The sequence below is a fragment of the Trichococcus flocculiformis genome (assembly GCF_900113645.1).
Classification (GTDB): Bacteria; Bacillota; Bacilli; order Lactobacillales; family Aerococcaceae; genus Trichococcus; species Trichococcus flocculiformis.
This window is the reverse complement of sequence record NZ_FOQC01000035.1, coordinates 1-25,567: the sequence shown is the minus strand read 5'-3', so window position 1 is coordinate 25,567 and position 25,567 is coordinate 1. Positions and strand designations below refer to the sequence as shown.

Here is a 25,567-nt window from a genome sequence, read left to right as displayed (position 1 = left end):
TCATTTTAGATGCATGAAACATTTTCCAAACTTGTGAAACACCTACGGTGATGCACTTTTGAGTTGAACAAATTTTATAAATTCCTACATGCTAAAAAAGCCTACCTGATTTCTCAGTTTTCGCGAAAAATCAGGTAAGCTTAAAATTTTTATTCCAATCAAAGAGATTCCAAACGAGCAAAAATCCACTCAATTATATCTTGTGTCACTTCCCCTTTATTCGTCTCGTTCAGGAGTTCATGACGGGCACCCTCATATAGTTTATAGCTCACGTCCTGAAGGCCAACCTGTTGGTAAGCCCTGCATGTCTGGACGATGCCTTTTCCGCCCTTTCCCCCGACTGGATCGGCGGTGCCGGAAATGAAGTGCAGCGGCAGGTCTTTCGGTATTGATTGGATATTCGCGGCATCGTTCATGGCCAGCAAACCGCAGAAGAAATCATGGAAATAACCGGCCGAACCGATCTTTCCGCGTAACGGATCCTTCAGAAATTTATCCACTTCTGCCTCGTCCCGACTGAGCCAGTCCAAATCCGTCCGGGCGGGTTTGAAACCCCGGTTGAAGTTTTGGAAGACCAGGTTATCCAGCAACAGACTTGGATGAGCACGACCATTCCTTTTGATTTCCGACGCTGCCACGACGGTGCCGAGCTTCAGCAATCCATTCGAAAAGACACCGGAACCGGACAGAACTGCGCCAACAAGGTCGTCCCCGTACAGCTGGATATAGCGTCTCGTCAACATAGAGCCCATGCTGTGACCAAACAGGAACAGCGGAATGCCGGGATTTTCTGATTGGATGTTTTCAGTCAGCGCGCGCATATCCGCGACGACCTTGTCGAATCCAGCCTCATCCGCAAAGCAGATCGCTTCGCCGGCATTCCCGTTCGTTTTGCCATGGCCACGATGATCGTTTCCGTAGACGACAATCCCCGCTTCCGCCAGTTTGCGTGCAAAAACATCATAGCGTCCGATATGTTCTGCGTAACCATGCGCAATCTGAACGGCCGCTTTCGGTTTCTGCTGGTCTTCGGGAGACCATTTCATCGCGAAGATTTCCTTGCCATCACTTGATTTGAAAGTGAATGATACTACCGTCATGAGTGGACCCCTCTTCTGGTATCAGGTTATACCTATGGTTCATAAGCCTGGATACCGCTATACTTTTCTCCAATTTAACGAGACCGGTTCAAAATGTCAAGCACCACAACAGTAGGTAACGAATCGCTGTTATTGGCTCAATCCTTCATGAATCTTTTCTACATTCCATTTCATCATATCGTAATAGCTGTCGCCGTCTTCCCCTTCTTCCGCAACGGAATCCGTGAACAGATTGCTGTAAACGGGAAGATCCACCTCATTTGCTAATCGTTCCATGCTTCGGGGATCTACGCTCGTCTCCACAAAGAGAACCGGAACTTCAGAATCCCGGACTCTTTCAATGATTTGCTTCATCTGATCAGGCGTGCCTTGACTCTCGGTATTGATTTCCCAAATATAGGCGGCTTGCAGTCCGTAAGCTTGGGAGAAATATTTGAAAGCTCCTTCGCTGGTCACCAACAGTTTCTTTTGCTCAGGGATATCCGCGAATTCTTTTTTCGCTTTGCTGTCCAGTTCCGTCAAGTCGGCAATGTAAGCATCCGCGTTTTTTTCATAAGCTGTTTTATTTTCAGGATCTTTCTCGCTCATGACGCGCGTGATTTCGGTGATGTACCGGATGCCATTTGAAATATCCAGCCAGGCATGCGGATCTTGTTGCGAACTGTTTCTCGACAAATACAGCGGTTCGACATTTTTACTGACAACGAAGTAATCCTCATCTTCCGCCTTACCAGCAGTTTCCATCAATTTGTCAAACCAGCCATTGCCGGTTTCCAAATTCAATCCGTTGTAGAACACGACATCGGCTTCGCTGGCTTTTCGAATGTCTTCCGGCAAGGGTTCGTATTCGTGCGGATCGGTCCCGACAGGCACGATACTGTGCGCATCGATCAAATCCCCTCCAACTTTTTCTACCATGTCGCCAATAATGGAATTGGTGGAGACCACTTTAAGCTTGGCTTCTGATGTGTCTGTTGCATCCGCACTGCCTTTATCATCATCCGGGGAATTTCCGCAACCTCCCAAAGCACCTACAAAAAGCACTGCAGCAAGCAGAAATAGTTTATTCTTCATATTGTAAATTCTCCTTTCTTAATTGACCGATAAGGCCTTTTTTCGGTGCAAATATAAATGCCACAATGAAAAATACAGCTGCTGCCATGACGATCGTCGCCCCGGACGGCAAGTTGTAACTGTAGCTGAAGTAAAGCCCCACGATCGAACTGAGCGTTCCAAATACTGTCGAGAGGACAATCATAACGAGCAATTTATCGGTCAGTTGGTAGGCTGTCGCAGCTGGGGTGATCAGCATTGCGATCACCAGAATCGTCCCGACTGTCTGCAGCGAAGTCACCGCCACAAGTGTCAGCAAAAACATCAACCCATAGTTGATGGCACTGATGTTCCAACCGTATGATTTTGCAATCGTCGGCGCAAAGGAAGTCAGTTTGAGTTGTTTATAGAATAGCGGAACTGCTATCAAGACGATGACAAGCACTGCGGCTGTCAAAAACATATCCGAATCCCGAACTGCCAGCACATTCCCGAAGAGGATGTGATACAAATCCGTGGAGCTTCTGGCGAAGGAAATCAAGATGATCCCTAGAGCAAAAAAGGCGCTGAAGACGATTCCGATCGCCGTATCGTTTTTCAAACGACTGTGTTTCGTGACAAAACCAATGAGAGCGGCCGACGCCATCCCAAAAATCGTGGCCCCGATGATATAGCTGCTCCTCAGCATGTAAGATAGCGCCACTCCCGGTAATACTGCGTGCGAGATGGCGTCCCCCATCAAAGACATTCCCCGCAGGATGATGAAGGAACCGATGATTCCGGCAGATATCCCGACCATGACGGAAGTAATCAAAGCGTTCTGCAGGAATTGGAAATCCAAGAGTCCTTGAATGAATTCATTTAACATTTGTTCCACCTCCTAGACTGATCATTTCGGAAATCGCTTCCCCATAAGCCCTTCCCATATTATTGGCAGTAAATACCTCGGAAACTGTACCAAAGGCAACCACTTCTTTATTGATCAGGACAATATCATCAAAATACGACTGTACTTTATGCAAATCATGATGCACGATCACGATTGATTTGCCTTCATCGCGAAGTTGTTTCAACAGCTCAATGATGATTTTCTCACTGGTGGCATCGATCCCGGCAAAAGGTTCGTCAAGCAATAACCATTCCGCTTCCTGTGCCAACGCTCGCGCAATGAACACGCGCTGCAGCTGTCCACCGGATAATTCACTGATGTGCCGATCTTTAAAAGCTGCCATACCGACTTTCTCTAAAGCCTTCAATGCCAAATCCTTTTCTTTTTGTTTTGGTCTCTGGAAAAAACCTAATTTGGCGTAGGTGCCAAATAGCACGGTTCCGAAAACATCTATCGGAAATGAGAGGTCGATTTCTTGTCTTTGTTCGACATAAGCTATCTTGTTTATCATGTCTTTCAGCGGTTTGCCGTAAAGACTTACGGCTCCAGTATTTAACGGCGTCAAGCCCATGATCCCTTTCAATAAGGTTGATTTCCCGGCTCCATTTGGTCCTACAATCCCTGTTAATTTGTTCGGCTCAAACGCAAGCGTTGCATTCTTGATTGCAGATTGCCCTTGATAGGCTATATTCATATTCTGGATTATTAAATTTTCCATGATGTGTTGTTCCTTTCTCGTTTTTATATTTTCTGGGAACCGAATTTGTATCGCGCCCGACTATGCATACGGTTTAATTAAACATATTATTAGGCATGCCTAACTTTTTATTTAAGTTTAGCTTATTACGGGTAAATGAGCAAGTATTTCACATTTTCCGCATACCTGTTCTTAAGCTCCTTTCGTATGAATGCAAAAAAATCACCTTTTTAGGTCATATACATGAATGGAGTTCATTCATGCTACAACTTAAAAAGATGATTTATAATTTATTACACCATACAGCCCGTTAAATGAATATTTTCAGGGTTCTATATGTGAAAGTTTATTCCCACTCGATGGTCGATGGTGGCTTGCTCGTAATATCGTACACTATGCGGTTAACGTGCTTCACTTCATTTACGATGCGTCGGGAAATTTTGTCCAGAACATCGTAAGGGATGCGTGCCCAGTCGGACGTCATGCCATCGATGGATGTCACGGCGCGGATACCGATTGTGTAGTCATACGTACGGCCATCGCCCATTACGCCTACGCTGCGGAAGCCTGGCAGGACTGTAAAATATTGCCATACATCGCGGTCCAAACCAGCATTCGCGATTTCTTCGCGCAGGATGTAGTCAGATTCGCGGACGATTTCTAATTTTTCTTCGGTGATTTCGCCGATGACGCGGATACCCAAACCAGGGCCTGGGAAAGGTTGGCGCCAAACGATGCTGTCAGGCATGCCAAGCTGTGTTCCCAATTCGCGGACTTCATCTTTGAACAATGTGTTCAATGGTTCGATCAATTTGAATTGCATATCTTCAGGCAGTCCGCCTACGTTGTGGTGGGACTTGATTGTTTGGGCAGTCTCGGTTCCACTTTCGATCACGTCTGTGTAAAGCGTTCCTTGCGCCAAGAAGTCGATGCCTTGCAATTTCGTCGCTTCATCGTCGAAGACGTAAACGAATTCGTTACCGATGATTTTACGTTTTTGTTCCGGATCGCTGACGCCTGCCAGTTTGTCCATGAAACGTTTTTTCGCATCAACGCGGATGATGTTCAAGCCGAATTTGCCTACAAGGCTTTCCATAACTTGATCGCCTTCGCCTTTGCGCAACAAGCCATGGTCAACAAAAATACAAGTCAATTGCGAGCCGATTGCTTTGTGCAGCAATACGCCGACTACGCTTGAATCAACCCCGCCGGAAAGTCCCAACAAAACTTTTTTGTCGCCGACAGTTTCTCTGATTTTTTTTGTTTCGATTTCGATGAAGTTGGCGATCGACCAGTCTCCTGAGCAACCGCAGACTCCGAAGGCGAAGTTCTTCAACATTTCGTTTCCGTGTACAGAGTGCTGTACTTCCGGGTGAAATTGAACGCCATAGAATTTTTCTGCTGCATTAGCGAAAGCTGCGACCGGACAAGTGTCGTTTTTGGCAATCACTTTGAATCCGGCAGGGATTTCCGTGATTTTGTCACCATGACTCATCCAGACAGACTCGATATCTGCAAGGCCTTTGAACATCGGCGAATCCAAATCAAGGATTTGGATGTCGGAACGTCCGTATTCTCTTTCATCGGCAGGAATGACTTTTCCACCGAAATGATCGGTCATCAGTTGCATGCCGTAGCAAATGCCCAATACCGGAATGCCCATGTCGAAAATGGCCGGATCGACTTTAAAAGCATCTTCTTCATAGACGCTGTTCGGGCCGCCAGAGAAAATGACCCCTTTGACGTTCCCCATCGCTTTGATATCCTCAGCAGTTGTCCGGTGTGAAACCAATTCTGAGAATACGCCGAATTCACGGATGCGTCGGGTAATCAATTGGTTGTATTGACTGCCGAAATCCAGTACGACGATTTTTTCCAACTCGGTAAATTGCTCTATCATCTAATAATCTCTCCAATTTCCTTAATATTTTTTTATGTACAATTCATCAATAAAGTGATTTGTCGTTTTGTGAATCACTAAATTTGCCCGTGTGATTGTGGGATAGATATACTCCCGAAGATTCTTGAGGTTGACTCTTTTCCAGACGCCTCTAGCCATCTCGATTGCGTCTTCCCTTTTGCCGATCGCATAGTTGTAATAATAATTGTCCGGCTGATCGATCGCCAGGTCCATCAGCATTTCGAAACGTTCGATGTACCATTTTTCGATCATTTCTTCTTCAGCATCCACATAAATGGAGAAGTCAAAGAAGTCACTGACATAAATCTGTTGATTGCTGGGCAGCTGCAGCACGTTGATCCCTTCCACAATCAGGATGTCCGGATGATTCACTTCTTCATACTCACCAGCAACAATGTCATAAATACGGTGGGAATAGACTGGAAACCGGACATTCGGCTTGCCTGTCTTCACATCCAACAGGAATTGCACCAAATTCTCCATATCGTAGCTTTCCGGAAATCCTTTGCGATCCATGATGTTGCGTTCCCTCAGTATCCGGTTCGGATACAGAAAACCGTCTGTTGTCATCAATTCGACAGCTTTTGTGGGATAAGCTCGCTTCAAAAGGTTCTGCAGAACACGCGCTGTCGTGCTTTTACCGACTGCAACGCTGCCCGTTACGCCGATAATAAGCGGGGACGGTTCATAGGATCTGCCAAGAAATCTGCTTTTATCCCGCTGAAGATTCCGGTACTGTTGCAAGTATATATCGAACATATGCACCAATGGCACATAGACATCCTTAACATCTTCCAATGAGAGCCTATCATTCAATGATGTCAATTCCTTCAGTTCCTCTTCCGTGATTGTCGGAATGGAATCTTGATGAAAAGTTTGCCATTCTTCACGATGGATTTCGTAGTAATTTCTATCTTCTATCATAGCTTTTCCCTTCTGGAAATAATCAAACTTTTGGTAATTGTATCATACTTTTCTGAAAATTTAACCCCCATCAAATACGAACATTTATTTTTAATCGAAACCTAATCTTTGTATTCTGCAAAGCGATAGCTTTTTAAGTTTCCATAAAATCCCGAATAATTGATTTACTTTATAATTTTGCTCCGATACAATGAAAACGATGATAGAAAATAGCGAAAAATATGTGCTGAATTTGTCGTTATTACACATGCGGCACCTTCACAAATCCAAAAGTTTCGACTAAATAATGGCGATTTGCCAAATTCATGTACAGCAAGCATAATAGAAGACGCGTAAGAATCAGTAAAGGACGATACTCTATGACAAATACACGTTGCTCAACCGGCACATCGCACGGCAAAATTATCCTGATGGGTGAACACGCTGTCGTACACGGAGAGCCTTCCATCGCACTACCCTTTCCGGCAGTCGAAATGACCGCGACCGTATGCGAAGCGAAAGGTCCCTTGACCATTGATTGTTCCTATTATAACGGCATCGCTGCAGAAATGCCTGAAATCCTGGAAAGCATGCGGACAGCTATCCACTCGGCAATGGCCGAACTGCAGGTTTCGGATGAAAACCTAGCGATTTCGCTCGCGAGCACCATCCCGGCCGAAAGAGGCATGGGTTCCAGCGCTGCCGTATCAGTGGCCTTGACCCGCGCCCTTTTCGCCTACTTCGATAAGCCGCTGAATGAAGCGACCCTGCTCCGGCTCGTCAATATATCCGAAAAAGTTGCACACGGAAACCCCAGCGGTCTGGATGCCGCCACGGCAAGCGGCGACGCACCGCTCTTTTACATAAAAGGTCAGCCTTTCGAAGCTTTCCCTTTGAACCTGAAGGCTTATTTGATAGTCGGCGATACCGGTGTGACCGGCCAAACAAAGGAAGCAGTATCCAGCATCGCAGCGAAACTGAATGGAAAAAATCCGCAACCATACCGGGACGCCATCTCCCGATTGGGCACTTTTGCTCTAACAGCAAAATCCGCGATCGAGGCAAATGATCCGTCACAATTAGGGGAATTGATGAACCAGGCTCATGCAGTCTTGTCTTTTCTGGACGTATCCAGCCCTGATCTGGACAGACTCGTTTCAGCAGCCAGATTTGGAGGAGCGTTAGGCGCCAAATTAACTGGCGGCGGCCGCGGCGGTTGCATGATCGCTTTGGCCAGAAACCGCTCCGAAGCGGAAAAAATTGAAGAAGCTATCCGTCAAGCCGGTGCGATCCGGACTTGGATCTATCAAATGGGAGGAACTGAAGATGTCTAATCAAGCTTATGTCCGAGCGCATACTAACATCGCGTTGATCAAATATTGGGGAAAGCGGGACGAAATCGATTTTTTGCCTATGAACAGCAGCCTTTCCATGACCTTGGACAAACTATACACGGATACGATGGTTGTCTTCGATGATTCGTTCGCGCAGGATTCCTTCTATCTGAACGGCGAGAAGCAAGGCGAAAAAGAAACCAAAAAAATCTCCAAGTTCCTTGATCTGTTCCGTGAAGAAAAAAAGACAGCCATGCGTGCGCGCGTAGAGAGCATCAACCATGTCCCTACCGCAGCCGGCTTGGCATCCTCCGCGTCCGCCTTCGCTGCTTTGGCAGGAGCTGCCAACTTAGCTTTGGGACTTGATCTGGATCCCCAACGCCTCTCGACTTTCGCAAGACGCGGCAGCGGCAGTGCGACCCGCAGCATCTACGGCGGTTTTGTGGAATGGGACATGGGGACTTGTTCCGACGATTCCTTCGCAGTCCCGGTCGACGATGCCAGCTGGGATATCGGCATGGTCATTGTGGCGGTCAACCAGAAAGCGAAAGAAGTCTCCAGCCGCATCGGCATGAAACGTACGGTCGAAACTTCTCCCTTCTATCCGGCTTGGGTCGAATCGGCGAAAAAAGATATCCAGGACATCAAAGCAGCCATCGCTGCGAAAGATTTCATCCGCTTAGGCGAAATCACCGAAGCGAACGGCATGAAAATGCATGGAACCATGTTGGGGGCAGAACCGCCATTTTCCTATTGGGAACCTGATAGCATCGTCGCCATCAAGACAGCACAAACTTTGCGCAAACAAGGCATCCCTTGCTATGTCACGATGGATGCCGGTCCGAATGTGAAAGTGCTGTGCCGCCTTTCGCAAGCCGAAACGATAAAACAAGCGTTGCTGGAACATTTCACAGAAGATAAATTGATCATCACCAAGCCCGGCAAAGGCATCCGGGAATTGACTGCAGCCGAACGCGCTGTCTACAATTGGAACGACTAACAGAAACAGAGAGGGTTGAATTCATGACTGTAACAGAAGCAAGTGCTCCGGGTAAATTGTTCATTGCCGGAGAATATGCGGTAGTGACGCCGGGCCACCCATCGATTTTGGTCGCTTTGGATCAGTTCATTACGGTTTCTTTGGAGGAAGCCGATACGACCGGGACGATCAGGTCGGCACAATACGGCGGGTTGCCGATACCTTGGACCCGTGAAGAAGACCAGTTGGTCATCGACCAGCGCGAAAATCCGTTCCTCTACATTACCGAGGCGGTCAAGGTGACGGAACGCTTCATCAAAGAATCCGGGATTCCGTTATCTTACTTCCATCTCTCTGTGAAGAGCGAATTGGACAACGCCAGTGGTAAAAAATACGGACTTGGATCGAGCGGCGCAGTGACGGTCGCGACCATCAAAGCATTGCTGAAATTTTATGCGATCGACCCGGAATTCGAATTGGTCTACAAGCTCGCATCCTTGGCGCATTTGTCCGTCAAAAGCAACGGTTCCTTCGGGGACATCGCAGCAAGTACCTACGGCGGCTGGATCGCTTATGCCTGTTTTGACAGGCAATGGGTAATGGATAAGGCCACCGAGCTGACGCTCACCGAGTTGTTGAAGACAGAATGGCCGCAGTTGATGATCCGGCCATTGACACCACCAGCCAATCTGCGGTTGGTGATCGGCTGGACCGGCTCGCCGGCTTCCACAACCCACCTTGTCGATCGCGTCAACGATGTCCGCGGCGGCATTGACGATTTTTACAAAACATTCCTGGGTGCCAGTAAAACGTGCGTGAACGCTATGATCGCCGCTTTCGAAAAGGGCGATCTGCAGGCGATTCAGGCAGGCATCCGGGAGAACCGCTTGCTGTTGCAGCAATTGACTGCGCACACCGGTGTCGTCATTGAGACGCCCCCCTTGACGCAATTATGCGATTTGGCCGAGAAAAACCTGGGTGCGGCAAAATCATCCGGTGCCGGTGGCGGTGACTGCGGTATCGTCATCATCGACAGACAATCGGGCATCATCCCTTTGATTTCGGAATGGGAAAAAGTCGGAATCATGAACTTGCCGCTGCATGTATTCAAGTACGTACGCGCCGCTGCACCCATCGAATGGAAAGGAGCATCCGAATGACGCTTGATTCAAACAGAAAAGACCAGCACGTCGATCTGGCCGAAAAACAATATCAACCAGCCGATCTTTCCGATTTCGGGAAGATGCGCTTCGTTCATCACTCTATGCCCAATCTGAAAGTGGCGGATATCTCCCTTCAGACCGAGATGGCCGGTATGAGCCTGGCTGCGCCCTTCTACATCAACGGCATGACCGGCGGCAGCGAACGGACAAAACAGATCAATGCCGATCTGGCCGCGGTCGCAAAAATGACCGGCTTGGCGATGGCTTCCGGGTCCGTCAGCGCAGCCTTGAAGGATCCCAGCGTAAGCGACAGCTTTTCGGTCATCCGCAAGGTAAATCCGAACGGACAGATATTCGCGAATATCGGCGCCCACCATTCGCTCGAAAATGCCAAGCGCGCCGTCGATATTCTGGAAGCCGATGCTTTGCAGATCCACATTAATGCACCGCAGGAAATGATCATGCCGGAAGGCGACCGCGATTTCACGATGTGGCTGCGCCAGATCGAGGAAATCAGCGCTCATGTCGGTGTCCCCGTCATCGTGAAGGAAGTCGGTTTCGGTATGAGCCGGGAAACGATCGGACAGCTGATTGACGTTGGTGTCCATACCATTGATGTCTCCGGCAAAGGCGGCACGAACTTTGCAGCGATTGAAAACGCAAGACGTACAGCGATTACCTATGACGATTTGGAAAATTGGGGCCAGTCGACTGTTATTTCGTTGCTGGAAGCCTCTTCGCATCGAGGGAAAGCGGAATTTCTCGCATCCGGCGGCATCAAAACACCGTTGGATATCGTCAAAGCGCTGAGCTTGGGTGCAAAAGCAGCTGGACTTTCCGGTCAGTTCCTGCATATGGTACTGAGCGAAGGTCCGGAGAAGACTGCCGAAACGATCGAAGCTTGGAAGCAACAGATCACGACAGTGATGGCCATGCTGGGCAAAACGTCGGTTGCCGATCTGGCTCGGACAGACCTTATTTTCCAACGGGATATCCTAGACTGGTGCGACATGCGCGGGATCGACTACCGACAGTACGCCAATCGATCAGTGCAACAATAATTGAAAATAAAAGAAGCGCGCCAGTGACCGGTAGAAAGATACCGTTCACTGGCGCGTTTTTATTTTATTTGTATAGCCGATTTTCTGGACAGAATCCTTATAATGTCAGGTGTTACGTAAGCATTGGGGAACGTTAAGTCGACAGTTTGACCACCCGTCAGGTGTACGACCTGCATTTCAGTTCCGAAACCCGACAGATGGCACTTCTATCGGGCGTACGCCCGGGATGGGTTTCCAAACTATCGAGAGATTCCGCATCTGTCGACAAAATGATTACCAGAAATCACAAAAAACCCGACTGATAAGGCCCATCCGCAGTTGGATGAGCCTTTCCCCTAAACAATTATTATTCAGCCAATTCCACAAACACCGCATCGGCCTTGATTTCTTCCGGAATCGTCAAGCCCAGTTCGTCGACTTTAGCCTGGTTGATGTAAACGGAATTCTCTTTGACCAGTTGGACCGGATAAGTCGCCGGATCCGCGCCTTTCAGGATATCGACTGCGATTTGGCCGATTTGCGTACCCATGCCGTATTGGCTAGGTGCAAAGGTTGCAACGCCGCCATCTTTCACCATCGTGTCAGCTGCCGGGAAAACCGGGATACCGAACGCATCGGCCGCGTCCACCAAGGTTGCCATTCCACTCGCGATAACATTATCATTCGGTACATAGATCGCGTCCACTTCTTTGGCCAGACTTTCCGCCGCTTGGGCGATATCGTTCGTGGTAGTGATCGTTCTCGTGACGACCTCGAAGCCTAAGTCCGCTGCCGCTTGCTCGGCGCGCTGACCGGAGATGATCGCATTGTCTTCGGCGGTCGTGTACATGACGCCGATCGTTGTGGCATCCGGCAGGAATTGCTTGATCAATGCCATCTGTTCGTTGGATGGTGTCCGGTTAGACAGCCCCGTTGCATTGCTGCCGGGAGCTTCCAAGGATTCGACCAATCCGGCGCCGACCGGATCCTGTACTGCGCCAAGGATCACCGGAATCTCATCTGATGCGTTCTTCAATGCTTGCGCGGCAGGTGTCGCAACACCGATCATGATATCCGCGTCATGGCTGACGAAGCTTTCAGCGATCGATTTCATGTTCGCTTGATCGCCTTGCGCATTCTGGAAATCGATGGTGGCATTTTCACCATCGACATAGCCGGCCGCCGCCAACTCATCCAGGATGCCTTCCGTAATCTGATCCAAGGCTGGATGCGTCGTCAACTGCAGGATGCCGATATAGACCTGTTCCTGTTCGCTTTCATTTGTAGCCGCTGAAGAATCATTTTCCGACACTGTGTTTCCGCAAGCAGCCAACAACCCGATCGCCATTACCGAGCTCAATCGCAACATGTTTTTTATCCCATTTCTCATCATCAAAACTCCTCCATTTTTTGAAATTTGATTTTCCGCACATATCCCAATCTGGATCGGCAACGCATTGTTGGACACAAAAAAACCGCAGAGACCCTAATAGTCTTTGCGGTGTTGGTTTCCTGAATCAGTAAAAGAAGGAAAAATCCGCATAGACGCTAATCCAGACTGAATCTGAGGTTGCATCTATGGACAGCCCTGTCACACGATCAACCTACACTATGCGGCTTTGCCAGCTTATTCCGTTCGTTGCTGTAACACGCGTGATCGTTTGCATTGCGACTGCCTCCTTTTCCCTTGGGTATACACTTATCATAATCAACAAACAAAAGTATGTCAACATAATAATGAGAAAACGATGGCGAATACATTAAAAATAAACAAAAAAATCAGAGTACCCACACCATCAGGCTGATACCCACGATGCCGACAATGACGGAGAGAATCATATTTTTCGAATAATAAGCCACCACCGCAGTCACAAGCGACGGCAACAGTTTGGCATTATCCAATATATTCAAGGAAACATTGCCCTCCCAGAAAAAGATATCCGAAGCGATCAATGCCGAAAAGATGGAAACCGGCAGAAAGCTCATCCATTTCTGGAACCAGATCGGAATCCGCGCGTTCTTCAAAGCAACGATAGGGAGCCATCTGGGCAAAAAAGTCACCAATCCGCCACCCAAAATGAGCCACAATGTTTGGTCATCCACGCAAAATCCCCTCCTTATCGTCTTTTTTGTTCTGCAGATAGAGCCCGAACCCAGAAGCCAATATCGAAGTCAGGACGATGGCGATGTTATGGCGCAGCAAGTTCATCAGCACGACCGCCATGATGCCGGAATATACCGCCGTCCAGAACACGATACGGTTCTCGATTTGGGAAATGAGCAGAAAGATGAACATCGCAATCAGGATGTAGTTCATCACAACCGGCGACAAAGCGATGCTCTTTCCGGCCATCGCGCCTATTCCCGTGCTAATAATCCAAGTTGAATAGGCCGTCACATTCGCGGCCATTGCTTTCGTCGGATTCCACATGCCCTCGGTTCTGAAATACAACGTGTTGACGGCGAACGATTCATCAGTGATCGTCTGTGCAAAGAATATGCTGAAAGCCGTGCTCTTCTCGCGGATCCGGTGAGCCAGGCTGGAACTCATCAACAAGTGCCTCAGATTGATGAAAAAGATCATGATCACCATTTCCAGTAGCCCTGCCCCCGCCACTGTCATCGAAGCGATCATGAACTGGGAAGCGCCCCCGTAGATGAGCAGGCTCATCAGCATGACCGCCAGCCAATGATAGCCGGCTTGCTGCAGCAAAACTCCGCAAGCCAGGCCCATCGGAATGTAGCCGAAACAAACCGGATAGATGGCTTTCATGCCAGCCAACCATTCTTTTTTCGACATATTGTCCCTCCTCTAATCAAAAATTCATGTTATGTTTCATTTTATCACATGATGAAGCAATACTCGGCGTGATTCTGCACATTTTCAGAAAATCGTCATTTCCTTTTACAGAATACACCGCATCCTTTAAAATGGAGGAAATATACTATTTTGAAAGGGGGAATTACGGTGTACACAATCAGCACATTGGAAATCACATTGCGCTTGCTTGCGGCAGTCTTTGTCGGCGGCGTCATCGGCTATGAACGCGAAGAGAATCGCCAAGCGGCAGGTCTGCGGACGAACATCATCGTGTCCGTGTCCGCCTGCCTCATCACTTTGATCCAGCTCGAAATTGGTTATTACAGCCTGAACTTGGCTATCGCCAATCCGGATATCGCATCCAGCATCACCGTCGACTTTACCCGCATCATCGCCCAGATTGTCAGCGGAATCGGGTTTCTCGGGGCCGGAACGATCCTCATCACCAAACGGGATACGGTTACCGGCCTTACTTCAGCGGCAACCATCTGGACGGTCGCGGGACTCGGAATTGCTGTCGGAATGGGCTACTATTTTCTTTCTGTCATAGGCTGTCTGATACTGTATATAGTCCTGCACATCATCAAGAAAATCAGGACTTCCATAGGCGGGCTCCACTTGGAGGTTCATTACCGGCACCAGGATTTGAAAAAAGTGATTGAATTGTTCCTTTCCGAAAACAATATTGAGACTTCGGACATGAAGTTTCTGATTGAGAATCCGGAGTCCGAGCACCCGAACTACATCGTCATCTATGGGATTGATTTGCCGCATTACTACAAGAAGAAGGATCTGGTGAATGATCTGTTGAATATGAGTAAAGACATCACAAACGTGACTTTCGATCAATAGTGAATGGCAAGTATCATGCGGCATCTCAGCTGGAACAGCAAAAGAAGCAACCGGAGCGCGAGTTTCGGTTGCTTCTTTTATGTTGAAACTTTTTATGGAACTGCCCTGCTCCGGTTAACGCTGGTTTCGCCGGATTTCACCCCACATTCTGCTTGTGTCCTCCGGTGGGGCAGGCTTTGTCGAAGCTGAAGCTGAACATTACCAACTAATTCCGGCGGATGGCCCGTTCGCCGGAGCTGGACACGGTCACAGGCGCCCTCCTCCGTCCAGTCAGAAGACAAAAAGAAGGTCATCCCTTGTTTTGGGACAGCCCTCTCATCAGTCTGTGATGATGCCGTGGATCAAAGTGATTTCATTTCTTTCGGAGCCGATGGAATAAGCTTCCTGGATCAGCTTTTCGGCCGGGCTAAAATCCGCTTTATTGGCGAACATTCTAACGATTGCTTCACCTTTTTGGACCGGATCGCCGACTTTCTTCAGGATCTTCAACCCGGCTGCCAGATCGATCATGCTTTCTTTCGTGGCACGCCCTGCGCCCAGCAGCATCGCTGCCACGCCGATATCATCCGCAACAATCTCCGTCACATATCCGGATGCTTCGGCCAAAACATCCTGCTGGCGCGAGGCTTGCGGCATCAAGGAATAATCATCCACTACTGCTGGATTCCCTCCTTGAGAGGCGACAAAAACTTTGAATTTCTCCAACGCTTTGCCATTGCGGAGGTTCTCGGTTACCAATTCGCGGGCTTCAGCCAAATCAGCCGATTTTCCGCCCAGATAGACCATCTGGCTTCCCAATTCGATGCAGAGCGCCTCCAAATCTTTCGGCCCATTGCCCTTCAATGTTTCGATAGCCACTTCGACTTCCAAGGCGTTCCCGACCGCTACCCCCAGCGGCTGGCTCATGTCGGAAATGATCGCCATCGTTTTGCGGCCGGCCAAATTGCCGATTTTGACCATGGCGTGGGCAAGTGCCTTAGCATCTTCTTCCGTCTTCATGAATGCACCGGCTCCCGTTTTCACATCCAGCACAATCGCATCCGCCCCGGCTGCGATTTTTTTGCACATGATCGAACTTGCAATCAGCGGTAACGAGTTAACGGTTCCGGTCACATCCCGGAGCGCATACAATTTCTTGTCCGCTGGGCAAAGATTGCCGGATTGTCCGATAACGGCGACCTTATTTTCATTCACGATGGCAGCAAATTCCTTTTCATCAATTTCAATGTGGAAACCGGGGATCGATTCGAGTTTATCCAGCGTTCCGCCTGTATGCCCGAGTCCGCGTCCGCTCATTTTCGCTACCGGCACACCGCAACTGGCCACCAATGGAGCCAAAACCAGCGTCGTCGTATCGCCGACACCGCCCGTTGAATGCTTATCGACTTTGATGCCTTCAATAGCGGAAAGATCGATCTGGTCTCCGGATTCAGCCATAGCCATCGTCAATTCCATCCGTTCCTCATCCGTCATATCCTGAAAAAAGACAGCCATCGCCCATGCGCTCATCTGATAATCAGGGATCGATCCATCTGTGTAGCCAGCGATGATGAAACGGATTTCTTCTTTCGTCAAGGCTTTGCCTTCTTGTTTCTTGATAATTAAATCTACCATTCTCATAGACTTTTCCTCCATCTGAATCTGACTTTTCGAATATCAAACGCAACGCAAATCGTTTTTTTATAGCCTTAAACTGAAGCTTATCTATTTGCCTCGATGACTTTCACGCCGTCTTTTGTCCCGACCAAAACGGTATCCACACAGTCAAGGAACAACCCATGTTCCACGACACCGGTAAGATGGATCAAGTCTTCGGCAAGCGCTCTCGGATCCAGAATTTCGCCCAGATGGAGATCAATGATATTGTTTTTCTCATCAGTCAAATAATTCTCCCCGGTTGCAGTTTTGCGGAATTCCGGATTATAGCCTTTTTCATTGAATTTATTGAACAGTTGGATCGATCCGTAGCGGACGACTTCCACCGGCAGGGGAAATGCGCCAAGATGTTTAACCATTTTGCTTTCATCGACGATCCAAATGACTTCTTTTGAATTGTCGGCAACGATTTTTTCGAATAATAAGGCTCCGCCGCCACCTTTGATCCCTTGGAAATCTTCGCTGATTTCATCAGCTCCGTCCACTGTGATGTCGATGTGGGTCACTTCATCCACACTTTTTAATGGAATCCCTAACGATTCAGCCAATTCCTTCGTTTGGATTGAAGTCGTCACCCCGGTGATTGCCAGTCCTTCTTCGTTTACACGTCTACCGATTTCTTTGACAAAATAATAAGCAGTCGAGCCCGTTCCCAGACCTACTGTCATACCGTCTTTGATGTATTCTGCAGCTTTTAATCCAACCAGTTCTTTTAGTTCCATTTTCTCACGCGTTCCTTTCAGGATGATGCCATCATTATATCATACGGAAAGGAAGCGTTACTATCTTAGCCAGCGGAAACTCCGTTGGAAAGCCATTAGAATAATCTAAAAAAGCGAAGCGGTGTTCTGTCATTCCGACAGCCTTTTCGCTATAATGAGAAGCAAGCTTTTATCAACCGATAACGAGGAGGAGATCGTCATGAGCCATACATTCAGAAGCATTTTCGATATCATCGGTCCGGTCATGGTCGGTCCTTCCAGTTCGCATACTGCAGGTGCCCTGGCCTTGGGAAAAGCGGCAGCGCAACTGTTCGAGGTCAAACCGAAAAAAGTCACGATCCATTATTACGAATCCTTTTCGGATACCCATCTCGGTCACGGCACTGATTTTGCGATCCTCGGCGGTATTCTTGGTTTTGCGGCGGATGATCCGATGATTCCGCAATCCCTGAAGATGGCCGAATCCCAAAAGATAGCCGTGACCTTCATCGAAGAAATCGGTGACTCTCCTGTTGGCCACCCGAACACAGCCACAATGGTGTTGGAGCGGGACAAGAAAAAAATTTCCGTCACGGGCAGTTCCATCGGAGGCGGCTCGATTGTTCTGAACCATGTCGCCATGGATAACTTTTCGATGCGTCTGGATGCGCATCTGCCTATCTATTTCATCCATCAGAATACGCTCCAATATCATCTTTACAGCGAAGCGGAATGGCAGAATTATTTCGCATTCAAAGGCTATCCACTGAACGATATCCGCATCTTTAGGGAGAGTGATACCGAATGGGTCGTCCTCTATCTGGATACGATCCCCACCAAAGAAATGATCTACGAAATCAACGAACTGCCTTTCATCGAAAAGGCGATACTGATCAGTTAGGAAAGAAGGAATAGCGCTTTGTACAATAAGATTGCAGAATTGGTGAAGGCCGCAGAGGAAAGCGGTAAGCCGATTTCCGAATTGATGCTGCTGCAGGAAATGGCCAAGAGCCACCGGATGCGCGAGGATATTTGGGAACAGATGCGCAACAATTACCACGTCATGAAAGCCGCAGTCGAAAAAGGTTTGGCTGGTGATGGCGTATTTTCCCCCACTGGGTTGACAGGCGGTGAAGCCGTAAAGCTGCGGAACTACCGTCAACGCGGCAACACGCTTTCAGGAGATGACCTGCTTATTGCAGTAGAAAGCGCCATCGCCACCAACGAAGTCAATGCTTCATTGGGAATCATCTGCGCCACCCCTACCGCTGGTTCATCAGGGACTTTGCCCGGTGTGATGTTCGCCATCAAGGACAAACTGGGTCTGACGGAAGAGCAGATGGTCCAGATGCTGTTCTGTGCCAGTGGTTTTGGCATGGTGATCGCAAACAATGCCATGATTGCCGGTGCTGCCGGAGGGTGCCAGGCCGAAGTCGGGAGCGCATCCGGGATGGCTGCCGCTGCGGCCGTCGAAATCGCAGGTGGCACGCCGGAGCAGGCATCGGAAGCGATGGCGATGGCTATCAGCAATCTGCTCGGCCTCGTCTGCGATCCGGTTGCCGGACTGGTCGAGATTCCCTGCGTCAAGCGCAATGCAATCGGTGCGGTCAATGCCCTGATCAGCGCCGATATGGCCTTGGCCGGACTGACGAACAAAATCCCGGCTGACGATGTCATCGAAGCGATGCGCAAAGTCGGAAAAAACCTTCCCGCCTCCCTGCGCGAAACCGGCTTGGGCGGCCTCGCAGCCACCCGCGAAGGCGTCCGCCTCAAAATGATGATCTTCGGCCAGCAACTGGAAATCAAGCCGGAATGGGTCGATGACCAGCCACCGATCAAGGCCAATCCGTTTGAATAACAGACGTCTCTCTCCTAATTGTTTGACCTGAGATTCATCATGCGGCAACTATGGCCATGCTAAGAATGTCTAATAACCCGTAAGAATCGGACAACTAGAACTCGAATGCCCTGCAGGATGTCCGATAATGCGTATGAATCGGACATCTCGCACACGTTCAGATTGATCGTTGTCCGATATCTCGTATGAATCGGACAACTAGAGCGCGACTGTCCTGCGGGATGTCCGATAACGCGCAAGAATCGGACATCCTGAACTAAATCCTATCTAAAAGAAGAACGGATGTCTCCAAGTGAGACACCCGTTCTTCTTTATTAGTATTAGTCTTTGACTGCGATGGCTTCGATTTCGATGACGGCATCTTTCGGTAACGCGGCAACCTGCACCAAAGAGCGGGCTGGTTTATGTTCGCCGAAGAATGCAGTGTATGCGCCGTTGATTGCGTCAAAATCATTGATGTCCTTCACGAACACGTTGACCTTCACTATCGATTCCAACGATCCGCCGCCCGCTTTGACGATCGTCAGCACATTGTTCAAGCTGGCCGTTGTCGCTGCTGCAGGATCGGATACAAGTTCTTTCGTTTCCATATCGATCGGTAATTGCCCGGATGAAAAGATGAATCCGTTCTTTCTTGTTCCTTGCGAATAAGGCCCGATCGCTGCGGGCGCTTTGTCTGTACTGATGAATTTGGTCAAGAGATCCCCTTCTTTCTTTTAATCTTATTTTAATGATAGCACAACCTTGCGAGGATTGTGAAGCGGAATTTCTCCGACGGGCTATTTGAAACTTTAAGGATCAGCAGTATCCATCAGTTGAGGGCATAGGTGCCATTCTAACAGCTATTACAGCTTCATTATTAGTGGTGACATTTTTAGATTTACTCTTTTTCCCGCAAAGGTCATCTTCAGACGAATCAGATACAAAATCGACGAACAAACAAACCTGTATGGCTGTCTACCCTCAAAAAGGAAAACGAATACAATTTAGTAGTCGTCAAGCTTTATCTGAATAGTGTTGGAATACTTACCCATTGATTTTGGGACACTTCATGCAATACAGTAAGAAAATTTAGTTTAGCCCCATTCTTTGAACGTCCAGAAATACCAAATGGAAATCCAGGTACGGTAGCTTCTGATACACCAATGTACCAACCGTTCCCTTCGACTCCGCTATCAAGAACAACATTTGGCGAAAATCCTGTATGACTCATTCCATCTTGTTTCATTGTTACCTCAGCTTGCTCCTTCGTATTTCCAAGCAAAACTAAGTAATGGGATTTTGGTTCCATATAATGTTCAGCAACTATTGATAACTCAAAATCATTACCACTAAAATTATAAATTGCTTTTAGATTTGAAAACTGATTATTCAGAGGGCGAAAATTATTAGCCCCTTGAATTACATCAACCATCTGTTTCAGTGCAACTTCAAGTCCATTTGAGAACAGATCTATATATAATGTTTGAAGCAAAAGAATTGGCATAATAGAACTATCTAAACGAATAGGAATAATTTTTACCCCTTCTTGAGCTGATTTCATTACTGCATTTTGCCATTCCATGGTAACCATCTTACTAGATAAACTATTGTTAGAAACAAACAAAAAGAAAATTCTACATTTTTCCAAACCAGTATTCATTTTTGCAATAATTCCATCTCCTGGCTGAATCGCCCATGAATCATAGAATACATTGTCTTGACCAAAAGTTTCTCTCAATCGTAAAGCTAACGGCTCTACGATTGGCTTATCCTTTGAATTGTGAGAAAGAAAAATCATATACTAAACATCTCCTTTATCTTCAGATACACATTACGATGCAACTAACAGCGATGCTAATCAAATTCAATTGTTTCATTAGCCGTTTGATAAATATCAATTTGATTTTCAACATTTATACGATTAACTAGCCAACCTTTTAAACTACATTGTTGTACGAAATCTTCAATCCGGTTCACACCATTGATTTCCTTTAATGTGACTACTACACCAAAGCGAATCCCTTCACCATCTCTAGGATTAAGTCTCTCTTTAGTTTTGATACTCATTCCCCACAAACGGTTATCATAGATTTTTTTGGCTTGAGAACGCGGCGTGAATGGTTCACTGATATGCTTGATATTATCCCATTTTCGGAAGGATTTTCTAGCATTTTCTTCATAAACATAATGAGATTCATCTTCGATGCTCTGCTTATTTTTGTTGATTGTAAGAAGTTTTCCAACATTATTTAGCCTACCAAAATAAAGATCCAATTCAGTATTTGTATAATCTACTCCCTGATTTCTCGAACACTTAGGGAAATAGCATAAAGTAGCTTTTGCTACAAATGGATGCTTCTCTTTATAGACTGGTACAGGAAAACTGTAGTTGAAAGTATCATATTTCTCGGATATTCCTGATACCACAAACTTTATTTCATCATTTGGTGATTGAATAATGTCTTCAATTCTTACAGGAACAACTCCATGTCCCTTTAGGGATAATTCATCAAACTCTTTCCGACTCTCCCAACCAATTGCTGAATCAATCAACAATGCTTTTGCAATTTCCTTATTTAAACCAATAATATCAATCAAATAAGAAAGCTTTCTCGCAATCCAGGGTGCTGCAAAAGATGTTCCTGAAACTTCTGATTTACCTAGGGGTTCACAAACTGCTATACGATTGCCTTGTACCCCCCCGTAGTAACTCACATCCGGCTTAGTAAAGAATGATAATACGATACCTTTTCGGGAATACGGAGCGGGATTTTTCCCACTATCGACTGAATTCACAATTACAGAGTTAATCGAGTCAGCGGGAGCACCAATTCTTTTTTCGCCTTCATTAGATTTTTTATTTGTACCGGCAATAACAAAAATTACATCATTTTCAAATTGAATTTGATCCAATACCGCTGCCTCAGCGGATATAAAATTCGCATTGACTTCGTCATTTGAACCTAATGATAAGTTCCACACACGAATATCTTTATTACTTGTCACGATTTCTTTGATTGAACGAATAATCGAAAAAGAATTAAACGCTCGACTTGTAGCAACTCCAAAGTGACGTACTTTAAATCGACCACATCCATCATCTAATTTCGGATTGATCGCAACACCATCTACGATAATTGATGAAACAGCAGTACCATGATTATAGTCAGAGGGCTCAATAGGAATATTTTCATCCATCATATTATGAAATTCTACCCACTTACCAAAATAAACTCTCTCATCAAAGAGCGTATCAATAACACCGATTGTTGGCTCATTTGCCGGTGCAGGTATACTACGGTACTGCTCAGTGTAGGTTTCAAGAAAGTCACTTGGAGCTAAATCGGAGATATTTTCGGTAGCCATCGCTACCAAATAAGGTGCCTTCTGTAATAGAACCTGCAAGTAATTATTATCTAGTAGAATTGTCGTGTCATCAATGATTCGTTCATTGAATATAGGGATACCTAATTTCCCCAAGATTTTTTTCGTATCTGCACCAGTATCATAAAGTGTTACAATTGAAGTTTTATTTGCATCAACAGTACTTCTTTCTACATCAAATTTTTCAACATAAGCGGTATCAACAATAATTCTTTGAAACTTCGTCTTAACAATTCCGTACACTGAAAAATCAATATCTTTTAAACTATTTGGTGCATTAAACTCAACATCAGTCACCTTTCCACCAAACTCTTGATTTAAAATGGCTATCGTTTGTCCAGCTAAAGATATTGATTCATCAATCGCCTTCAAAGGAACAAAGTGAGTAATGATATGTTTAGGCTGACCATCTGAAAATTTAGCACCAACAATCGTTGAATTAGGGAGTGCACTGCCATATGAAAGAAATCCTTGAACCCGATTACTTTTTGCAGCTATTTTATTGTAGTACACACTGATCAAACAGCCATTTAAAATAGTTTGAGATTGCCAAAATCGTTTCATTTCAAGCAGGTACGTAATTAAATTTTTTATCTGTTCAGTTTTAACAATTGTATTTCCAGGCAACTTTGGAGACCCTGGTTTCCGATTACTAGAATTTTGATTAAAGCTACCTTTTAAATTTAAAATATCATTCATACTAGTATGCTACTCTCCTTTCAGTTCCCTAGAAACTTGGCTTTTCGATATACCAGTCAACACTTCAATTTCTCGCAAAGTGAACCCCATCGCTTGCAGACGATTTAAGTTCATATCATCAAGATTTTTCTGCGTTGATTTCAATAATCTTCTGAGATAATCATACTCATTGTTCGGATCACTAAATGCCAGCGAAACTTTGATTAGATTATTCAGCTCTCCGGGATTAGGAATTTCATCCATGTTTGAAATGATTTTTTTAAATATTTTCATATCCCTACCAGAATTCTTGAATTTTTTTAATAGGGAATTCAATATGATTTCAGCGATTTCAATCAAATCATCTTTATCATATCGATTGAAATTGATGACCGTATCAAATCTTCTTATCAGCGCTTTATCGAAATTCTCGAATAGATTCGTAGTAGCGATAAGAACAACATCTTCATTCAATTTATCCAACTCTTTTAAAATAGTAGACGTTGCGCGCCCCATTTCTCGAATGTCATTGGAATTCACTCGGTCTAATGCGATTGCATCAATTTCGTCGAATAATATAACCAATTTAGATGGGAAAGGGACTCGATTAATTTCATTGAAAACGGTTACTATATTTTTGGCTGTTTGCCCCATTTTACTATCAATCAATTCACTAAACTCAACCATATATAATTTACGATTAAGCAACCGAGCAACTTGTTTAACAGTTTCGGTTTTACCCGTACCAGGGGGTCCCTCGAATAAAAATTTATTTATTCCTACATGGTGATTAACTGCATTGATTATTCCTTTTATGTCATCCGCGATTGACTTAGGAAGCGGTAAAGGGTCAGCATTAAACTCAATCTCCTTAAAGAATAAGCTTTCAAAAGATTCATTTTGAGGAACAAATGTATTGACGTCAGACAATAAGCTCATAATGTATTCGGATAGTTGGTGGTCACCAATTGAATCAAAGTAACGCGCAATGTCAACTGCTTCATTTCTAAATTGGAGATCATTCTTTTCCGCATGGTACCTAATCAAGTTCAAAATATTTTTTTTCTTCATAGTTTTCACTTCCTATCTGCAATCATTATACCACGACCAGGGACAAAAAACATTATTTTGGGACAAATTTTAATTTTTTTGTTGTGTTTTTAACTTAATTCACTTATGATAAATTTATCAAAACGAAAACCAGACTATGATTAAGCAGGGAGAGTATAGCATTGGCGCAATATGAAAAACGAAAAAAAGCAGTAAGTACCTTAAAAGAGATAGATACTAGACCTGATAATTACATCATCGTTCACTATACCTGTGATAATTTTAAAGTATCACAGATAATATCATCAATTGCAGTCCGACAGTTAGCTGATGGTCAAACGGAATCTTTTTCCTTATATAAAGCAGCTCAAGAAATGAATATAGAAAATGATGCTATTCCAAATAACCAAGAAAAAATTGAAAAAAAGATGCTATCTGATTATTATAAATTTGTAAACAAGAACCTAGAGAAGAAATGGATTCATTGGGGAATGAATAGCGATAATTATGGGTTTAAAGCTATTGAACATCGATATCGGGTTTTAGGTGGCAGACCCAAATACATTGCTGATGATAAAAAAATAAATCTAGCTTCTCTGTTCATAGACGCCTATGGAAAAGGTTATGCAAAACATCCTAGGATGGAATCGCTTATCACCAAGAATAAAATCTCCTCTCCTAATGATTTTCTTCCAGGATACAATAATAATCCTGATACCTTAGATGAAGTAAAAGCTCTACATCAAAGACAGTATAAATTAATCCAAATGTCTTGTTTAAGAAAAGTTGATATTTTCGAGAACTTCATTAACCTTGCAATAAATAAACAATTAAAAACGTATACCCCATGGATTAAAATCTACGGCCTTTCAATTAAAGGAATCCTTGCATCACTTAATGAACAATGGTGGTTTAAAGCACTCACTTATATAGTAGTTGCTGTTGCAGGATATTTTTTTAATAACTACATGGACAGTATTTTTAAATAGTCTGCATAATCAAGTAAAGTACTCAAATCCCCCATGTGATGGAATTTCCCCCAGAAAACCTGTTTCTTCAGATAAGCAAGCCGCGCCATATGCAATGTTATTTCAATCGGGATAACAAATAATATCATCGATGTATTTCTTTCATTTCGTAACCGACTGGTATTCCCTCAAACTCTTGAGCCAAATTGGCTAAACGTTTTAATTCATCAATTTTGGCATTTTCTCATATTACCTGAATTCCCGGAATTTATAACGAGGGAAGGGCAACGCCTAACGCCTCGTATAATTCCTTTTGCTTCGTCGTAACCTCTCCCAACAGGCGTCCATGTCCGGGGGACTCGAATAATTCAATCGTGTCCAGTTCATCCAGTACACCTTGGAGAGTCCATTGGTTAAATAGCTCGGCATCCTGCATCTTCTTTTTCACATAGGACAAGTAGATTAAAGCGATGAATTCCACGAAAAGCTTCCCGTTCAGGGATAATTCGGACGAAACTTGCATTCTTCTGAAGTTGAG

23 protein-coding genes and 1 pseudogene are annotated in these 25,567 nt (G+C 45.6%); 8 read left to right on the top strand and 16 right to left on the bottom strand.

Translation table 11 applies throughout. The annotated features are described in order from the left end of the window. Nucleotides 1-158: 158 nt before the first annotated feature. From BMZ71_RS10720 to coaA, 6 genes are all read right to left on the bottom strand, one after another. Nucleotides 159-1,100 (bottom strand): alpha/beta hydrolase, encoded by a 942-nt coding sequence (locus BMZ71_RS10720; protein WP_086989021.1) that lies wholly within the window; start codon nucleotides 1,098-1,100, stop codon nucleotides 159-161. A 129-nt stretch (nucleotides 1,101-1,229) separates the two neighbouring features. Then, nucleotides 1,230-2,174, bottom strand: a complete 945-nt coding sequence (gene efaA / locus BMZ71_RS10715; protein WP_086989020.1) for an Mn/Fe ABC transporter substrate-binding lipoprotein EfaA — start codon at nucleotides 2,172-2,174, stop codon at nucleotides 1,230-1,232. Next, nucleotides 2,164-3,021, bottom strand: coding sequence for a metal ABC transporter permease (locus tag BMZ71_RS10710; RefSeq protein ID WP_086989019.1), 858 nt, complete (start codon nucleotides 3,019-3,021; stop codon nucleotides 2,164-2,166). The genes efaA and BMZ71_RS10710 overlap by 11 nt, the downstream gene beginning before the upstream one ends. Then, entirely contained in the window at nucleotides 3,011-3,760 is a 750-nt protein-coding gene (locus BMZ71_RS10705) for a metal ABC transporter ATP-binding protein (protein ID WP_086989018.1), read from the bottom strand. The genes BMZ71_RS10710 and BMZ71_RS10705 overlap by 11 nt, the downstream gene beginning before the upstream one ends. A gap of 325 nt (nucleotides 3,761-4,085) precedes the next feature. Further along, complete coding sequence (gene guaA / locus BMZ71_RS10700; protein ID WP_086989017.1) at nucleotides 4,086-5,639, bottom strand: glutamine-hydrolyzing GMP synthase; 1,554 nt, start codon at nucleotides 5,637-5,639, stop codon at nucleotides 4,086-4,088. Nucleotides 5,640-5,660: 21 nt separating this feature from the next. Further along, nucleotides 5,661-6,584, bottom strand: coding sequence for a type I pantothenate kinase (gene coaA / locus BMZ71_RS10695; protein WP_068558478.1), 924 nt, complete (start codon nucleotides 6,582-6,584; stop codon nucleotides 5,661-5,663). 359 nt (nucleotides 6,585-6,943) lie between these two features. On the opposite strand from coaA, the gene mvk reads away from it, so the two are divergent. The 4 genes from mvk to fni are packed head-to-tail and all read left to right on the top strand — an operon-like array spanning nucleotide 6,944 to nucleotide 11,100. Beyond that, nucleotides 6,944-7,897: a mevalonate kinase gene (gene mvk, locus BMZ71_RS10690; protein ID WP_086989016.1), complete on the top strand. Its 954-nt coding sequence runs from the start codon at nucleotides 6,944-6,946 to the stop codon at nucleotides 7,895-7,897. Next, a complete protein-coding gene (gene mvaD, locus BMZ71_RS10685; protein ID WP_086989015.1) occupies nucleotides 7,890-8,897 on the top strand; it encodes a diphosphomevalonate decarboxylase in 1,008 nt (335 codons plus the stop codon). Before mvk ends, mvaD begins: the two co-directional genes overlap by 8 nt. A gap of 23 nt (nucleotides 8,898-8,920) precedes the next feature. Next, on the top strand, nucleotides 8,921-10,036 hold the full coding sequence (locus tag BMZ71_RS10680) for a phosphomevalonate kinase (RefSeq protein WP_086989014.1): 1,116 nt from the start codon (nucleotides 8,921-8,923) through the stop codon (nucleotides 10,034-10,036). Further along, nucleotides 10,033-11,100 carry a type 2 isopentenyl-diphosphate Delta-isomerase gene (gene fni / locus BMZ71_RS10675; RefSeq protein ID WP_086989013.1) on the top strand — a complete coding sequence of 356 codons (1,068 nt, stop codon included), beginning with the start codon at nucleotides 10,033-10,035 and terminating at the stop codon, nucleotides 11,098-11,100. Before BMZ71_RS10680 ends, fni begins: the two co-directional genes overlap by 4 nt. A 346-nt stretch (nucleotides 11,101-11,446) precedes the next feature. Here the strand turns inward: fni and trpX are convergent, their stop codons facing one another. From trpX to BMZ71_RS10660, 3 genes are all read right to left on the bottom strand, one after another. Then, nucleotides 11,447-12,472 carry a tryptophan ABC transporter substrate-binding protein gene (gene trpX / locus BMZ71_RS10670; protein WP_086989012.1) on the bottom strand — a complete coding sequence of 342 codons (1,026 nt, stop codon included), beginning with the start codon at nucleotides 12,470-12,472 and terminating at the stop codon, nucleotides 11,447-11,449. A gap of 386 nt (nucleotides 12,473-12,858) precedes the next feature. Beyond that, nucleotides 12,859-13,182: an AzlD domain-containing protein gene (locus BMZ71_RS10665; RefSeq protein WP_086989011.1), complete on the bottom strand. Its 324-nt coding sequence runs from the start codon at nucleotides 13,180-13,182 to the stop codon at nucleotides 12,859-12,861. Further along, nucleotides 13,175-13,879 (bottom strand): AzlC family ABC transporter permease, encoded by a 705-nt coding sequence (locus tag BMZ71_RS10660; protein WP_086989010.1) that lies wholly within the window; start codon nucleotides 13,877-13,879, stop codon nucleotides 13,175-13,177. The genes BMZ71_RS10665 and BMZ71_RS10660 overlap by 8 nt, the downstream gene beginning before the upstream one ends. A 168-nt stretch (nucleotides 13,880-14,047) precedes the next feature. Here BMZ71_RS10660 and BMZ71_RS10655 point away from each other — a divergent pair, with 168 nt between their 5' ends. After that, nucleotides 14,048-14,752, top strand: a complete 705-nt coding sequence (locus tag BMZ71_RS10655) for an MgtC/SapB family protein (protein ID WP_177187591.1) — start codon at nucleotides 14,048-14,050, stop codon at nucleotides 14,750-14,752. A gap of 318 nt (nucleotides 14,753-15,070) precedes the next feature. On the opposite strand, the gene BMZ71_RS10650 is transcribed toward BMZ71_RS10655, so the two are convergent. Both BMZ71_RS10650 and rpiA read right to left on the bottom strand, forming a co-directional pair. Next, a complete protein-coding gene (locus tag BMZ71_RS10650) occupies nucleotides 15,071-16,372 on the bottom strand; it encodes a pyrimidine-nucleoside phosphorylase (RefSeq protein ID WP_086989008.1) in 1,302 nt (433 codons plus the stop codon). Between the two features lie 80 nt (nucleotides 16,373-16,452). Further along, nucleotides 16,453-17,130, bottom strand: a complete 678-nt coding sequence (rpiA, locus tag BMZ71_RS10645; protein ID WP_086989007.1) for a ribose-5-phosphate isomerase RpiA — start codon at nucleotides 17,128-17,130, stop codon at nucleotides 16,453-16,455. Nucleotides 17,131-17,329: 199 nt separating this feature from the next. Here rpiA and BMZ71_RS10640 point away from each other — a divergent pair, with 199 nt between their 5' ends. Beyond that, nucleotides 17,330-18,010, top strand: coding sequence for a serine dehydratase beta chain (locus BMZ71_RS10640; RefSeq protein WP_177187590.1), 681 nt, complete (start codon nucleotides 17,330-17,332; stop codon nucleotides 18,008-18,010). Nucleotides 18,011-18,028: 18 nt separating this feature from the next. Next, a complete protein-coding gene (gene sdaAA, locus BMZ71_RS10635; RefSeq protein ID WP_086989005.1) occupies nucleotides 18,029-18,967 on the top strand; it encodes an L-serine ammonia-lyase, iron-sulfur-dependent, subunit alpha in 939 nt (312 codons plus the stop codon). Between the two features lie 320 nt (nucleotides 18,968-19,287). Here sdaAA and BMZ71_RS10630 read toward each other — a convergent pair whose 3' ends face one another. From BMZ71_RS10630 to BMZ71_RS10615, 4 genes are all read right to left on the bottom strand, one after another. After that, nucleotides 19,288-19,665, bottom strand: a complete 378-nt coding sequence (locus BMZ71_RS10630) for a Rid family detoxifying hydrolase (protein ID WP_068621338.1) — start codon at nucleotides 19,663-19,665, stop codon at nucleotides 19,288-19,290. A 305-nt stretch (nucleotides 19,666-19,970) separates the two neighbouring features. Continuing rightward, nucleotides 19,971-20,747, bottom strand: coding sequence for a toll/interleukin-1 receptor domain-containing protein (locus BMZ71_RS10625; RefSeq protein WP_086989004.1), 777 nt, complete (start codon nucleotides 20,745-20,747; stop codon nucleotides 19,971-19,973). Between the two features lie 56 nt (nucleotides 20,748-20,803). Further along, on the bottom strand, nucleotides 20,804-23,032 hold the full coding sequence (locus tag BMZ71_RS10620; protein WP_086989003.1) for a S8 family peptidase: 2,229 nt from the start codon (nucleotides 23,030-23,032) through the stop codon (nucleotides 20,804-20,806). 9 nt (nucleotides 23,033-23,041) lie between these two features. Next, on the bottom strand, nucleotides 23,042-24,082 hold the full coding sequence (locus BMZ71_RS10615) for an ATP-binding protein (RefSeq protein ID WP_086989002.1): 1,041 nt from the start codon (nucleotides 24,080-24,082) through the stop codon (nucleotides 23,042-23,044). 161 nt (nucleotides 24,083-24,243) lie between these two features. Here BMZ71_RS10615 and BMZ71_RS10610 point away from each other — a divergent pair, with 161 nt between their 5' ends. Next, the gene (locus BMZ71_RS10610; RefSeq protein ID WP_086989001.1) at nucleotides 24,244-25,050 is read left to right on the top strand and encodes a hypothetical protein; all 807 of its coding nucleotides are present in this window, start codon (nucleotides 24,244-24,246) and stop codon (nucleotides 25,048-25,050) included. A 247-nt stretch (nucleotides 25,051-25,297) separates the two neighbouring features. Here the strand turns inward: BMZ71_RS10610 and BMZ71_RS10605 are convergent. Next, nucleotides 25,298-25,567, bottom strand: a pseudogene (locus BMZ71_RS10605) (IS1634 family transposase); the annotation flags it as partial.

Bases quoted from the DNA above. Each gene is read 5' to 3' on its own strand.
- BMZ71_RS10710 (WP_086989019.1), bottom strand. From the start codon at position 3,021: ATGTTAAATGAATTCATTCAAGGACTCTTGGATTTCCAATTCCTGCAG.
- BMZ71_RS10625 (WP_086989004.1), bottom strand. From the start codon at position 20,747: ATGATTTTTCTTTCTCACAATTCAAAGGATAAGCCAATCGTAGAGCCG.
- mvk (WP_086989016.1), top strand. From the start codon at position 6,944: ATGACAAATACACGTTGCTCAACCGGCACATCGCACGGCAAAATTATC.
- rpiA (WP_086989007.1), bottom strand. From the start codon at position 17,130: ATGGAACTAAAAGAACTGGTTGGATTAAAAGCTGCAGAATACATCAAA.
- BMZ71_RS10615 (WP_086989002.1), bottom strand. From the start codon at position 24,082: ATGAAGAAAAAAAATATTTTGAACTTGATTAGGTACCATGCGGAAAAG.
- fni (WP_086989013.1), top strand. From the start codon at position 10,033: ATGACGCTTGATTCAAACAGAAAAGACCAGCACGTCGATCTGGCCGAA.
- BMZ71_RS10640 (WP_177187590.1), top strand. From the start codon at position 17,330: ATGAGCCATACATTCAGAAGCATTTTCGATATCATCGGTCCGGTCATG.
- BMZ71_RS10620 (WP_086989003.1), bottom strand. From the start codon at position 23,032: ATGAATGATATTTTAAATTTAAAAGGTAGCTTTAATCAAAATTCTAGT.
- guaA (WP_086989017.1), bottom strand. From the start codon at position 5,639: ATGATAGAGCAATTTACCGAGTTGGAAAAAATCGTCGTACTGGATTTC.
- BMZ71_RS10680 (WP_086989014.1), top strand. From the start codon at position 8,921: ATGACTGTAACAGAAGCAAGTGCTCCGGGTAAATTGTTCATTGCCGGA.
- BMZ71_RS10660 (WP_086989010.1), bottom strand. From the start codon at position 13,879: ATGTCGAAAAAAGAATGGTTGGCTGGCATGAAAGCCATCTATCCGGTT.
- coaA (WP_068558478.1), bottom strand. From the start codon at position 6,584: ATGATAGAAGATAGAAATTACTACGAAATCCATCGTGAAGAATGGCAA.
- BMZ71_RS10720 (WP_086989021.1), bottom strand. From the start codon at position 1,100: ATGACGGTAGTATCATTCACTTTCAAATCAAGTGATGGCAAGGAAATC.
- mvaD (WP_086989015.1), top strand. From the start codon at position 7,890: ATGTCTAATCAAGCTTATGTCCGAGCGCATACTAACATCGCGTTGATC.
- BMZ71_RS10705 (WP_086989018.1), bottom strand. From the start codon at position 3,760: ATGGAAAATTTAATAATCCAGAATATGAATATAGCCTATCAAGGGCAA.
- trpX (WP_086989012.1), bottom strand. From the start codon at position 12,472: ATGATGAGAAATGGGATAAAAAACATGTTGCGATTGAGCTCGGTAATG.
- efaA (WP_086989020.1), bottom strand. From the start codon at position 2,174: ATGAAGAATAAACTATTTCTGCTTGCTGCAGTGCTTTTTGTAGGTGCT.
- BMZ71_RS10650 (WP_086989008.1), bottom strand. From the start codon at position 16,372: ATGAGAATGGTAGATTTAATTATCAAGAAACAAGAAGGCAAAGCCTTG.